10 protein-coding genes are annotated in these 13384 nt (G+C 75.3%); 3 read left to right on the top strand and 7 right to left on the bottom strand.

The window, feature by feature from the left end:
- Window positions 1–69: 69 nt before the first annotated feature.
- The 4 genes from EBO36_RS02520 to metG form a co-directional block, all read right to left on the bottom strand.
- A complete protein-coding gene (locus tag EBO36_RS02520) occupies window positions 70–1371 on the bottom strand; it encodes a resuscitation-promoting factor (RefSeq protein WP_122823235.1) in 1302 nt (433 codons plus the stop codon).
- 228 nt (window positions 1372–1599) lie between these two features.
- Entirely contained in the window at window positions 1600–2634 is a 1035-nt protein-coding gene (locus EBO36_RS02515) for an aggregation-promoting factor C-terminal-like domain-containing protein (protein ID WP_164471308.1), read from the bottom strand.
- 194 nt (window positions 2635–2828) lie between these two features.
- On the bottom strand, window positions 2829–3746 hold the full coding sequence (locus tag EBO36_RS02510; RefSeq protein WP_122823233.1) for a TatD family hydrolase: 918 nt from the start codon (window positions 3744–3746) through the stop codon (window positions 2829–2831).
- The gene (gene metG, locus EBO36_RS02505; RefSeq protein WP_122823232.1) at window positions 3743–5542 is read right to left on the bottom strand and encodes a methionine--tRNA ligase; all 1800 of its coding nucleotides are present in this window, start codon (window positions 5540–5542) and stop codon (window positions 3743–3745) included. The genes EBO36_RS02510 and metG overlap by 4 nt, the downstream gene beginning before the upstream one ends.
- Window positions 5543–5680: 138 nt before the next feature.
- Here metG and EBO36_RS02500 point away from each other — a divergent pair, with 138 nt between their 5' ends.
- Window positions 5681–6271 (top strand): isochorismatase family protein, encoded by a 591-nt coding sequence (locus EBO36_RS02500; RefSeq protein WP_122823231.1) that lies wholly within the window; start codon window positions 5681–5683, stop codon window positions 6269–6271.
- Between the two features lie 132 nt (window positions 6272–6403).
- Here EBO36_RS02500 and rsmI read toward each other — a convergent pair whose 3' ends face one another.
- Window positions 6404–7264, bottom strand: coding sequence for a 16S rRNA (cytidine(1402)-2'-O)-methyltransferase (rsmI, locus tag EBO36_RS02495; protein ID WP_122825392.1), 861 nt, complete (start codon window positions 7262–7264; stop codon window positions 6404–6406).
- A 177-nt stretch (window positions 7265–7441) separates the two neighbouring features.
- Here rsmI and EBO36_RS02490 point away from each other — a divergent pair, with 177 nt between their 5' ends.
- Together EBO36_RS02490 and erm are read left to right on the top strand one after the other, a co-directional pair.
- Window positions 7442–9631 carry a dolichyl-phosphate-mannose--protein mannosyltransferase gene (locus tag EBO36_RS02490; RefSeq protein ID WP_122823230.1) on the top strand — a complete coding sequence of 730 codons (2190 nt, stop codon included), beginning with the start codon at window positions 7442–7444 and terminating at the stop codon, window positions 9629–9631.
- Window positions 9632–10303: 672 nt separating this feature from the next.
- Window positions 10304–11068, top strand: a complete 765-nt coding sequence (erm, locus tag EBO36_RS02485) for a 23S ribosomal RNA methyltransferase Erm (RefSeq protein WP_122823229.1) — start codon at window positions 10304–10306, stop codon at window positions 11066–11068.
- Between the two features lie 110 nt (window positions 11069–11178).
- Here the strand turns inward: erm and EBO36_RS02480 are convergent, their stop codons facing one another.
- Window positions 11179–11751, bottom strand: a complete 573-nt coding sequence (locus tag EBO36_RS02480; RefSeq protein ID WP_244925341.1) for a DUF192 domain-containing protein — start codon at window positions 11749–11751, stop codon at window positions 11179–11181.
- A gap of 129 nt (window positions 11752–11880) precedes the next feature.
- Window positions 11881–13326 carry a family 20 glycosylhydrolase gene (locus EBO36_RS02475; protein WP_122823228.1) on the bottom strand — a complete coding sequence of 482 codons (1446 nt, stop codon included), beginning with the start codon at window positions 13324–13326 and terminating at the stop codon, window positions 11881–11883.
- Window positions 13327–13384: the final 58 nt, after the last annotated feature.

Here is a 13384-nt window from a genome sequence, read left to right as displayed (position 1 = left end):
CTAACCGCCACGGGCCCCGCTTTCCCGATCGAGGGGGAAGGCGGGGCCCGTGGGCGTGCGGGGTGCGGGTCAGCGCAGGCCCAGCTTGGCCGAGCACGCCGGCCACTGGCCCCAGCCGGAGCGGGCCTGGAGCGCCTGGGCGCGCTGGGTCTGCTCGGCGGGCGAGGCCTGGGAGGGCAGGCCGCTGCCGCCCACGGCCTGCCAGGTGGCGACGGAGAACTGGTACAGGCCGTGGTAGAGCCCGTTGGCGCTGACGATCGTGGGGTTGCCGCCCGACTCGCACTGGGCCAGGCGCGCCCACACGTCGCCGGAGACGGCGCCGCTCGACGCGGCCGGCGCGGGGGCCGGGGCGGGAGCGGGAGCCGCGGCCGGGGCCGGGGCGCTGGAACCGCCGCCGCTGTCGGACCCGCTCGAGGCGGGCTCGTCGGAGGCCTCCGGGGCGCTCGGCGCCGGGGCGACCGGCGCCGGGGCGACCGGGCGGGGCTTGGTGCCCACGGCGACGATCTCGTTGACCGGGGCGCTGGTGACGAGCTCGCCGGTGGTCGCCGACGGCGTCTCGGCGCCGTTGACGAGCAGGGCGTGCTGGAGCCGGGTGAGGACGCCCTCGGTGCCCTCCTGGACCACGCGGCGCTCCCCGACGTAGAGCTCGGGGTCCTCCTGCTCGACGGTCTCGAAGGGGACGGGCTCCGTGGCGGCGCGCAGGGCGTGCTCGACGTCGGTGACGGCGATCTGGGGCGTGCCGTCGGCCTTGGCCGTGACGACGACGGAGTCGAGCTTGCCGAGCGTGACGTCGGCCTCCTCGAGGACCTCGTCGAGGTCGGCCGCCCCGTCCATCTGCACCGGGCGGGTCTCGCCGGCGACGACGACCTCCGCCACGCCGTCGACGACGAGCGGGAGCTCGAGGGCGGAGCGGGTGCCCCCGTCCGCGGAGCGGGAGGCGGCGACGCTGACGTCGCGGCCGGGCTCGGCGAGGGTGGCGAGCGCCTCGCCGGTCGTCTCGGCGGTCGTCCAGATGTCCTGCGTCCGCCCGTCGACCTGGACCTCGATCTCGGTCGCCGAGCGCACGACGACCTCCTCGCCGTCGCGGAGCGGCTCACCGGGGGCCGGGACCAGGAGGTCGTGCTCGCCGACCGTGAGGCCCTCGGCGTCGAGGAGGCCCTGGACGGATCCGGCGAAGGTGCTGACGCTGCGGCGCTCGCCGTCGACGTCGAGCTCGACGCTCTTGTGGGCGGCGGCGGTGGCCACCCCGCCGCCGACGGCGAGCGTGGCGGCGACAGCGGCGGTGACGAGGACGAGGCGGCGACGGGGCCGGGCGTCGACGTCGTGGTCGGGCGCGGGCATGGGCATGGGCATGGGCATGGGCATGGGCATGGGAGGACTCTGGGTCACAGTGTTCCTTGGGTGGGACGGACCCGGCACAGACGGCGGCGGCGCGCAGGGCGCTCGGTACTGCGGGCGGTCTGATCCGGCTGTCGGGACTCGGCGCCAACGCGGCGCCCGCCCTGGGGTCGTACGAAACTGTAACCGTTTCGTGACGTGTCGGTCTAGGTGAGATGACTCACCGGGTGCTAACCGGGTGCTAACCGGGTCTGGCCGGGCTCAGTACCAGCCGACGCTGTGCGAGTGGGCCAGCGCCGCGCACGGCGTGCCGTAGCGCCCGGCGATGTAATTCAGCCCCCAGGTGATCTGGGTCACCGGGTTGGTGCGCCAGTCGGCCCCGACGCTTGCCATCTTCGATCCGGGCAGCGACTGCGGGATGCCGTAGGCACCGGAGCTGGGGTTCATCGCCGTGGGGTTCCAGTTGGACTCCCGGGTCCACAGCTCCTCGAGGCACTGGAACTGTCCGCCGCCCCATCCGCGGGCCGCGGCCATCTCGGCGCCCAGGGCGCGCGTGTCCCCCTCGTAGGTGGCGACGGGCGCCTCCTCCGCGGCGTCCGCGTCGGCGTCGGCCTCCGGCTCCGCGCCCGCCTCGGCGGGCTCGGGCTCCGGGGCGACCTCGACCGGCTCCGGCGGCTCGGCCGTGCCGATCGCGATGACCTCGTCGACGCGATTGCTCACGACGACGCGGGCCAGCACCTCGCGCCGGACCTCCTCGCCGCCGGCGACGTGCACCTGGTAGGTCACCCGCTGCACCCCGTCGACGCCCTCGGTGACGACGGCGCGCTCGCCGACAGGGAGGTTCGGGTCCTCCTGCTCGACGGTCCCGTGGGCGTCGGTGGTCGTCTCGGTGACGGCGTCGGCGTCGACCCGCGTGATGGTGACGGTCATGCCGTCACGGACGTGGGCGTTGAGGGAGGTGGAGGCCTGGTCGTCGGCGTCGACGACGATGCCCGCCTCGGTGAGCACCTCATGGACCCGCTCGGCGCGGGTGCTCAGGCCGTGCGACTCGCCGTCGACGACGACGCGGACGTCCCGGAGCGGGGCGAGAGCGGTGCGGGCCTCGAAGCGCGAGGCGGCCAGGCCGGAGCGGTCGAACGCCTCGGCACCGGCGCTCTCGGCGGCACCGAGGACCGTCGACTCCGAGGGGACCTCGGCTCCCGCGAAGCTCGCTGTGCCGGCCACGACCCCGGCGAGCAGGACGGCGCGGGCGGTGCGCCGGACGGCGGGTGCACGGAACAGGCTGGGGCGCTCCACGGCATCACGATGCCGTGCGCGCCGAGTGGGCTCGGGCACGTACATGGTCCTGTCTGATGGAGGGCGTTCAAAGACCCGGCTGGCATGGCCGGAGCGGTGGACGTTTGACTGACCGTGCCCCCGACCGTAACCGATCCGTGACAATTTCCCAAGGCCGAGATCGTGCCCACGTGGGCCGCGACGGCCCGAAGCCGCTACCAGGTGCCGTAGACCGCCTCGGTCGTCGCCGTGAGCTGCCGGCAGAGCGCGGCCAGGTCGGCGCCCCGTTCCTCGGCGATCCGGCGCACGGTGAGCGGCAGGAGGTACGGGGCGTTGGGCCGGCCGCGGTGCGGGTGCGCGGTGAGGTACGGGGCGTCGGTCTCGACGAGGAGCAGCTCCGCGGGCAGGGCCCGCAGCGCCGCGCGCAGGGCGTCGTTCGCCCGGAAGGTCACCGGCCCGGCGAACGAGGCGTACCAGCCGTGCTCGGCGCACACCCCGGCGAGGGCGACGTCGCCGGAGAAGCAGTGGAACACCGTCCGCTCGGGCGCCCCGTCGGCGAGCAGGACGTCGACGACGTCGGCGTGCGCCTCGCGGTCGTGGATCTGCAGGGGCAGGCCGAGCTCCTTGGCCAGGGCGATGTGGGCGCGGAACGCCTCGCGCTGGACCTCGCGGCCCCGCTCGCCCGAGCGGAAGTGGTCCAGCCCCGTCTCGCCGACGGCGCGCACGCGCGGGTCGCGGGCCAGGTCGGCGATCCGGGCCAGCGCGTCCTCGAGCGGGACGTCGTGGCGCGGTCGCACGTCGGGCTCGAGACCGTCCGGCGCCACCTCCCGCACCCCGGCGTGCAGCGGCGCCTCGTTGGGGTGGATCGCCACCGCCGCGACGACGGCGTCGTGCGCGTGGGCGAGCGCCACGCTGGGCGCCGCGGTGTCGAGGTCGCAGCCCACCTGGACCATGCGGTCCACGCCCACGGCGGCCGCCCGGCGCAGGTGCTCGGCGAGGTTGAGTGCCTCCCCGTCCCGCACGCCGGGGTCGTCGTCCGCGCCCACCGGGAAGTGGGTGTGGTTGTCGACGACGGGCGCCGGGAGCGCCTCCGGGATGGGCGGCCAGCCGCGCGGGCGGGACCTCGTGCTCACTGGTCCCCGCGGAGCCGCGCCAGCTCGGCGTCGACGACGTCGTCATCGAGCTTGGTGAAGATCGGGGTGGGCTTCGCGACGGGGGCGCCCACCCGGACCGGGCGCGACGCCCACGCCGGCGCCGCGGTGTAGTCGCCGGTGATGACCGGGTAGCCCGGTCCGCCGTCGAGGTCCTCGACCTCCTCCAGCCGCGGCATCGGTGCCACCTCGCCGGCCCCGCCCAGGGCGGCGTCGACGGCGTTGGCGCTGTGCGGCAGGAACGGGCTGAGCATGAGGTTGAGGTCGCTCACCGCCTGGGCGACGACGTGGAGGACGGTCCCCAGCCGTTCGCGCTGCTCGGGCGCCTTGAGCCGGTACGGCTCCGTCTCGGTGATGTACTTGTTCGCCTCCCCCACGAGCCGCATGACCTCGGCGATGGCCGCGCGCTGGCGGTGCCGCTCGATGAGCTCGCCGACGACCGTGAAGCCCTCACGGACGTGGTCGAGGAGCACCCGGTCGACGTCGGCGAGCTCGGCGGCCGGCGGGATCTCGCCGAAGTTCTTGGCGATCATCGACGCGGTCCGGTTGACGAGGTTGCCCCAGCCGGCGACCAGCTCGCCGTTGGTGCGCCGGACGAACTCCGCCCAGGTGAAGTCGCTGTCCTGGTTCTCCGGCCCGGCGGCGCAGATGAAGTAGCGCAGGGCGTCCGGCTGGTAGCGCTCGAGGACGTCGCGCACGTAGATGACCACGCCGCGGGAGGAGGAGAACTGCTTGCCCTCCATGGTGAGGAACTCCGAGCTCACGACCTCGGTGGGCAGGTTGAGCCGGCCGAACGTCCCCGGCTCGCCGCCCCGCTCCCCCTCGCCGTTCTGCGCGAGCAGCTCGGCAGGCCAGATCTGGGAGTGGAAGACGATGTTGTCCTTGCCCATGAAGTAGTACGACAGCGCCTCCGGGTCGTTCCACCACGCGCGCCAGGCGTCCGGGTCGCCGCTGCGCCGGGCCCACTCCACCGAGGCCGACAGGTAGCCGATCACGGCGTCGAACCACACGTACAGGCGCTTGGTGGGGTTGTCCCGCCAACCCTCCAGCGGCACCGGGATGCCCCAGTCGATGTCCCGGGTCATGGCGCGGGGCCGGATGTCCTTGAGGATGTTCTTGCTGAACCGGATGACGTTGGGCCGCCAGGCGCCCGAGGCCTCCCGCTCGTCCAGCCAGTGGCCGAGCGCCTCCGCCAGCGCCGGCAGGTCGAGGAAGAAGTGCTGGGTCTCGACGAACTCCGGGGTCTCCCCGTTGATCCGCGAGCGCGGGTCGATGAGGTCGGTGGCGTCGAGCTGGTTCCCGCAGTTGTCGCACTGGTCGCCCCGCGCGCCGGTGTAGCCGCAGATGGGGCACGTGCCCTCGATGTAGCGGTCCGGGAGCGTGCGGCCGGTGGACGGGGAGATGGCACCGAACGTCGTCCGCTCGACGAGGTAGCCGTTGTCGTGGACGGCGGTGAACATCTCCTGCACGACGGCGTAGTGGTTGCGCGTCGTCGTGCGGGTGAACAGGTCGTAGGACATGCCGAGCGCGACGAGGTCCTCGACGATGACGCGGTTGTTGCGGTCGGCGAGCTCCCGGGCGCTCACCCCCTCGGCGTCGGCGGCCACGAGGATCGGGGTGCCGTGCTCGTCGGTGCCCGAGACCATGAGGACGTCGTGGCCCGCCATGCGCATGTACCGGCTGAAGACGTCGGAGGGGACGCCGAAGCCGGCGACATGTCCGATGTGGCGGGGACCGTTGGCGTAGGGCCAGGCCACGGCCGAGAGGATGCGCGTCATGGGCCCAGCCTAGTGAGGGCCGCCCGCCGGGCCCGACGGCAGCGCCCCGGCGTCCCGCGTCCGGCGGGCGAGGGCGCCCGGGCGTCTGCGAGCATGGCCCGTGGTGACCCGCCCGCGGCACCACCCCAGGGAGACCTCATGACCACCGCGCCCGGCGCCCGCGCCCTCGTCGTCGTCGACGTCCAGCCCACCTTCTGCGAGGGCGGCGCCCTCGGGGTCGACGGCGGGAACGCCGTCGCCGACGCCGTCGCCGCCTTCGCCGCCCGGCACCGCGAGGACTACGCGCTCGTCGTCACCACCCAGGACTGGCACATCGAGCCGGGCCGACACTTTGCGATCGCGCCCGAGGTCCCCGACTACGTCGACACCTGGCCGCCGCACGGCATCGCGGGCACGGCCGAGGCGGAGCTGCACCCCGCGCTCGCCGACCTGGCGCCGGACGCGAGCGTGAAGAAGGGCCAGTACGCCGCCGCCTACTCCGGGTTCGAGGGCACGGACGAGGCCGGTCGGCCGCTCGGGGCGATCCTCGCCGCGGCCGACGTCACCGCCGTCGACGTCGTCGGCATCGCCGAGTCGCACTGCGTCAAGGACACCGCTCTGGACGCCCGCCGGCTCGGGCTGGCCACCCGGGTGTTCACCGACCTCACCGTGCCCGTCACGCCCGAGCAGGGTGCCGCGGCCCGGGCGGCGATGGCCGAGGCGGGCGTGGAGCTGCTCCCCTCCGCCTGACGGGCACCCGGGCCGCTCGGCCGCCTGGCCGCCGGCGGGCGCCGTCGTCAGCGGGGCGCGGTGGGCCCGCGCGTCGTCAGCGGGCGTCGAGGGCCCGCGCGTCGTCAGCGGGCGCGGTGGGCCCGCGCGTCGTCAGCGGGCGTCGAGGGCCGCCTGGTAGAGCTCGCGCTTGCTCAGCCCGGTGGTGGCGGCGACGGCCGCGGCGGCGTCCTTGAGCCGCTCCCCCGCGTCCGCCCGGGCACGCACCTCGGCCACGTGGTCCTCCAGCCGGGCCGCGCGGACCGGGGCCCCGGCGACGACGACGGTGATCTCCCCCCGTACGCCGTCCTCGGCCCAGGCGGCGAGCTCCGCGAGCGGCGCCCGGCGCACCTCCTCGTACGTCTTGGTCAGCTCGCGGCACACCGCGGCGGGCCGGTCGGCGCCGAACGCCTCGGCCATCGCCGCCAGGGTCGCGGCCAGCCGGCGCGGGGACTCGAAGAACACCATGGTGCGCGGCTCCTCGGCCAGGTCGCGCAGCGTGCGGTCCCGGTCGCCCGGCCGCCGCGGGAGGAACCCCTCGAAGCAGAACCGGTCCGTCGCCAGGCCGGAGATCGCCAGCGCGGTGAGGACGGCGCTCGGCCCGGGCAGCACGCTCACGGGCACGCCCGCCTCGACGGCGGCGCGCACCAGCCGGTAGCCGGGGTCGGACACCGCCGGCATCCCCGCGTCGGAGACGACGAGCACGCTCGCCCCGTCGGCGGCGGCGCGCACCAGCCGGCCCGCGCGCTCGCGCTCGTTGTGCTCGTGGAAGCTCACCAACGTCCCGGACACGTGGACGCCGAGCCGGTTCGCCAGTCCCAGCAGCCGCCGGGTGTCCTCAGCGGCGACGACGTCCGCCTCGGCGAGCAGCCGGCGCAGCCGCGGCGGGGCGTCCTCGACGTCGCCGATCGGGGTGGCGGCCAGGAGGATGCGCCCGGCGTCCACCCGGTCCGCCGGGACGTCCAGAACCGCCAGGTCCGCCGTGTCCGCCGTGTCGGCCGCGTCGGCGGGGTCCGCGGGGGCGGCCGCCTCTGCCGGCGCGTCCAGCTCGTCCCAGCCCTCGTCCACGGCCGTCAGGCCCACCTCGTCGTCCACCCATCCAGTGTGGCCCACGCCGCCCGGCGGGCCCACGGGCGCCCTAGACTTCCCGTCGTGAGTTCGCCCCGCCACGCCGTCGAGCGCCCCGAGCAGCCCACCGCCGACGGCGCCGGGGCCGTGGGCGAGGCGGGGGCCGCCCCGACCACGGTGACGGGTGACGGGCTCGACGCCGTCGACGCTGCCGACGTCACGGAGCCCGACGCGTACGTCGAGACCCGGACGCGGGACGAGATCGAGCGGGAGCTGCGCGACCGGCTCGTGCGCCCGGGACCGACGGACCGGCTGTGGGGCTGGATCGGCCCCCTCATCGTCACCGCCATCGCCGCGGTGCTCCGGCTCGTCAACCTCAACCACCCCGCCCGTCTCATGTTCGACGAGACGTACTACGTCAAGCAGGCGTACTCCCTGCTCACGCTGGGGTACGAAGGCGACTGGACGGGCGACGACGCCAACGACCGGTTCAAGGACGGCGACTTCTCCGACCTCACCACGGACGCCGACTACGTCGTCCACCCGCAGGTCGGCAAGTGGCTCATCGCCCTGGGCATGCGGCTCGCCGGCGAGGACAGCGGCACGGGGTGGCGCCTGGCGGCGGCGCTGTTCGGCGCGGCGAGCGTCCTCATCGTCGCCCGGATCGGCCGGCGCCTGTTCGGCTCGACCCTGCTGGGCATGGCCGCGGGCCTCCTGCTCGCCGTCGATGGTCTCCACCTCACGGAGTCCCGGATCGGGCTCCTCGACATCTTCGTCATGTTCTTCATCACCGCCGGTTTCGCGGCCGTCCTCGTCGACCGGCAACGCACCCGGGAGACGCTCGCCGCCCGGGCTGCGGACGACCTCGCCGCCCGCGGCGACGGCAAGCTCTCCGACCCGTGGGGGCCGTCCACCGGCATCCGCTGGTGGCTCGTCCTCGCAGGCGTCCTGCTGGGCCTCGCGACGGGCGTCAAGTGGTCGGGGGTCTACGCCCTGGCGGTCTTCGGGATCACCGTGCTCGTGTGGGACATCTGCGCGCGGCGGGCCGTCGGTGCCCGGCTGTGGTTCGGCGCCGGCGTCTTCCGGGGCGGGTTCCCCGCGTTCTTCGCCCTCGTGCCCGTCGCCGCCCTCACATACGTCGCCAGCTGGTGGTCGTGGTTCATCACCCCCGGGTCCTACCTGCGCCAGTGGGCGGCCGACCAGATCGCAGCCAACGGCGACGTCGTCCGCTCCTACCTGCCCAACGCCCTCAACTCGTGGTGGGAGTACCACCTGCGCATGTGGGACTTCCACAACGGCCTCACGAGCGAGCACACCTACGAGGCGCACCCGGCCGGCTGGATCCTCCAGCTGCGGCCGACGTCGTTCTACTGGGAGAGCCCGGCCCCCGGCGCGGACTGCGGCGCCGACGAGTGCATCCAGGCGATCACCTCCGTCGGCAACCCCATCGTGTGGTGGCTGGGGGCGCTGGCCCTCCTCGTCGTCCTCTGGGCGGCGCTGCGTCACCGCGACTGGCGCGCGTGGGCGATCCTCGCGGGTTACGGCGCGACCTACCTGCCGTGGTTCGCCTACAGCCACCGGACGATCTTCACGTTCTACGCCGTCGTCCTCGTGCCGTTCGTGGTGCTCGCCCTGGTCTTCGCCATCGCCTGGCTCACCGGCATGCTGCCGCCGTTGCCCGCCGGGCGGGCGGCGGCCGCCGGTGGCGCGCGGGCTGGTGGCACCGCAGGCGGGCCGGCCGGCCTGCGCCGGTTCCTCCCCGGCGGACGGGGCGACGGCACCCGCGCGGCCGCGACGGACGGGCCCGACGGCACCTCCGGAAGGTCGAGCGCTGTTCAGGGGGCGAGCGCGGGCGACGACGTGGTGAACGACGGCGTGGTCGGCGACGGCGTGGTGAGCGACGGCGCCGTGGGGCACTCCGAAGACGGGGCGAGTCAGCCCGGTGACGTGGTGGGTCAGCCCGGTGACGTGGTGGGTCAGCCCTCGGACGCCGGCCGCTCCATCCCGGCCGACGGGTCCATGCCCGTGCGCAGCGGCGCCGCCGCCGTCCCTGCGGGGCAAGCCGCGGAGGCTGGCGGCGCCCACGCCGCGCCGGTGAACGAGCGTCCCCACGACGACGGCCGGGCGCGCCTCACCCGTACGGGGCTCCTCGTCCTGGGGTGCGTGCTGGTGGCGGCGGTCGCCGTCGCGGTCTTCTTCTGGCCGGTGTGGACGGGGCAGACCATCTCGAAGGACTTCTGGCGCCTGCACATGTGGCTGCCCAGCTGGATCTAGCCGGCTCCCGGCGGCCGGAGCCTCCCCCGCGCGGCTCCCCACGGCGTGCGCTCTTCCCCCGCGAGCACCCACACGCCATGCCCGCCCGCGTCGGACTAGCGACTCGGCACAACATGGCGAACTCAGCCTTCCGACCCACGTCGAGTTCGCCAATCCGTGCCCGACAGTTGCCACTAGCGAACTCGGCACAACATGGCGAACTCGGCGGGAAGTAGCGAACTCGGCTCAAGATGGCGAACTCAGCGTTCCGACCCACGCCGAGTTCGCCAATCCGTGCCGAGTTCGATAGTTCTGCCTAGCGAACTCGGCACAAGATGGCGAACTCGGCGGGAAGTAGCGAACTCGGCGGCCGCCCTGCCCAGGTCGTGCGGCGCCGCCTGCCCGCCCCCTGCCCAACGCCGCACCCAACACCCCACCAGCCCCGCGCCCCGCGCCCGCCCGGAAAATCCCTGGGCACGCGACCCCCCGCCGTCCTACCGTGCCCGCATGCACCATGTGCTGGCAGCGCCTGCCCTGGCGGGCGTGTACCGCGACCGCTGCGCCTGACGGCGCGCTCCCCGAACGCGCCGTCCACGAGATGCCCCGGCACCTCGGACGGGCCACCGTCGCGCCCTGGTGCGCGCCCGCTCCACGCCTGACCCGGGGTGCTCCCCTGTCCTCCTTGGAGCACTCATGCCTCGTTCCGTGCACGGCGGCCGCCACGAGCTCGGCCAGAACTCTCTCCACCACCGCCCCACCATCGACCGGATCGCCGCCCTCGTCGGCCGGACCCCGGGCCCGATCCTCGAGATCGGGGCGGGCGACGGCGCCCTCACCCACGCCCTGGCCGGCCTCGGCCGACCGGTGACGGCGATCGACCTCGACGAGCACTGCGTCCACCGCCTCCGGCGCGCCCTGCCGCACGTCCGGGTCGAGCACGCCGACGTCCTGCGCTACCCCCTCGACGCCTCGGTCGTCGCCGGGAACGTCCCCTTCCACCTCACCACGCCGATCCTGCGCCGGCTCCTCACGCACGGGGAGTGGCACCGCGCGGTCCTGCTCACCCAGTGGGAGGTGGCCCGCAAGCGAGCCGGGGTCGGCGGGCGGACGATGATGACGGCGCAGACGGCGCCCTGGTTCGAGTTCACGCTCGAGGGCCGGGTCGCCGCCCGGTGGTTCACCCCGGTGCCGAGCGTCGACGGCGGCCTTCTCGGCATCACCCGGCGCGGCTCGCCCCTGGTGCCCGCCGCCGAGCGCGAGGCCTACGAGCGCTTCGTGCGCGCCGTCTTCACGGGTGCGGGCGGTCGTCTCGGCCGGATCGTCCAGCGCGCGGCCCGGGTCGACGGGCGGCGGGCCGAGGCGGCCCTGGCCGGGGCACGCATCGACCCGCGCGCCCTGCCCCGGGACCTCGACGCCGCCGACTGGGCCGCCCTCTGGGCGGCCGTCCGGCGGGGCTGACGGCGGGCCGCTGCACCCGCCCGGGCGGCGAGCGCGCGGCCGGGCGGCACTGGCCCCGCCGCCCGAGCGCGTCGTACAGCAGCGCCGGTAGCCGCGGCAGGACGCCAGGGCTAGCGGTCGTCCTCCTGGACCCGCACCGGCGTCCCCTCGCCGACCCCGTCGAGGGCGCCGGCCGGGACCTCGAGGAGGGCGTCGGCGGGGCCGGGCCAGGTCCACCGAGGACAGGTGCTGTCCTCCGGCTCCGTGCACGGCTCGAGGGTGTCCACGGCGAGCACCGCGCCGTCGGCGATCCAGGCCACGTCGATGGGGAACCGCATGCCCGCCATCCACACCTGGCGCTCGGCGGGGCCGTCGAAGGGGAAGAGCATCCCCGTGCGCGGGGGCACCTCCACCCGGCCGCTGAGCCCCTGCTGCTGCGCCTCGGCCGTGCGCGCCACCTCGACCCGGAACTCGAGGTCGTCCCCCACCGTGACGACCGCCGTCCCCGTCGCCTCCCCCGCGGGGGACGCCGGCGAGGGACGGGGCGAGGAGGTCGCGCCCGGGCCCGTGGGCCCATCCGCCGTCGGGCCCGACCCGTCCGCCGTCGGGCCGGCGCCCGAGGTGCCCGACGTGCTGGCGCAGCCGCCGAGCGCCGCGGCGAGCGCGAGGAGCCCCGCGGCCACCCCCGCGCGCGTCCTGGTCACGCCCATGCCTCCCCCGTCCGCGAGCCCGCGCGGCGCCGGCCCGAGCGGCGCGGCGTCTGCGCGGCCAGTGTCCTCGACGCGCCCGCCCGCGGCCACCCCTTCCGGACGCGACGAGCTCGCCGACCTGGGTCAGCGCGGCCAGTCGACTCCGGGTGAGGCGTGGTAGGCGAGGTCGGCCGCCGCCCAGCGCTCGGCGTGGGCCGGCAGTCGCATGCGGAGGGAGTCGATCGAGCGCGCCTCCTGCGGGGTCCACGCGACCTCGGCGACCGCGGCCAGGCGGGGCAGGAGCATGGTGAAGAGCTCCTCGCGCGTCGTCAGCGTCTCCGTCCAGGCCGCCGCCTCGACGCCGCGGACCCGCGCCGGGTCGAGCCCGGGGACGTAGTCGTCGGGGTCCCAGTCGTAGGCCCCGTCGAGCTCGACGGTGCCCGCCCAGTCGAGGCCGAGGCGGTCGCCGCGGGCGTACTTCATGTCGAGGTAGACGTGCTTGGCGGGCGAGAGGATGACGTCGTGGCCCCGCTCGGCCGCGGCGAGGATGGGTGCCGTGGACATGCCGGGGTCCCACAGCTGCACGAGCGCCCCGTCGGGCAGGTCCGCGACGGCGGCCTCCTGCCACACGACGGGGAGCTTGCCGGTGTCGGCCACGACCCGGCTCGCCTCGGTGACGAACTCGCGGTACTCCGCCGGGTCCATCGTCCGCACCTCGTCGCCGCCCATGTGGACGTACCGGCCGGGGGTGAGCGCGGCGACGTCGGCGAACACGTCCCGCAGGAACCCCGCCGTCGCGGGCTCGTTGAGGCTGATCTGGGAGTGCCCCACCTCGATCCCCAGGTAGGCGTCGGTCGGCTCGCCCGAGGGCGTGAGCTCCCCGTAGGCGTGCAGGGCAGCGTTGGTGTGCCCCGGGACGTCGATCTCCGGGACGACGAGGACGTGCCGGGCGGCGGCGTAGGCGACGAGCTCGGCGTAGTCCTGGGCGGTGAGGAAGCCCGCCTCCTCGCCCCCCACCTGGGTGCGGCCGGAGACCGCGGTGAGACGGGGCCGCGAGGCGATCTCCAGCCGCCAGCCCTGGTCGTCCGTGAGGTGGAGGTGGAGGACGTTGAGCTTGTAGGAGGCCATGAGGTCGACGACCTCGCGCAGGACCGCCGGCGGGAACCAGTGCCGCACGACGTCGATCGACAGTCCCCGCCACGCGTAGCGCGGGGCGTCCGCGACGCGGCCCGCGGCGACGGTGCCGCCCTCGGTGAGCTGGGCGAGCGTCGTCGCCGCGCGGAAGAGCCCGAGGGCGCCCGCCGCGGCGAGCTCGACGCGGTGCGCGCTCACGGTGATCTCGTACGCCTCCGCGCGGGCCCCGTCGCGCGCCGTGCCGCGCAGGACGACCGCACCCGGCCCGTCGTCGTCCCCCGTGACCACCCGCGGCTCGCCGACGGCGGACGGCGCGAGCAGGGCGGCGAGGTGCTCCGCCACGGCGAGGACGGCGTCGTCGCCGTCGGGCACGACGATCCGGACGTCCGGGCCGAGGACGAACGGCGCGGCGCCGCTCGGCTCGTGGTGGGCGGGGGCGGGGACGATCGCGGGCATGGGTCTCCTCCAGTGGGGACGGCGCACCACAACGCTACAAGTGTCGCCGCGGGCTGCC

Source organism: Georgenia faecalis (assembly GCF_003710105.1).
In the GTDB taxonomy this organism is placed as follows: domain Bacteria; phylum Actinomycetota; class Actinomycetes; order Actinomycetales; family Actinomycetaceae; genus Georgenia_A; species Georgenia_A faecalis.
This window is presented reverse-complemented; position numbering and strand designations above follow the sequence as displayed.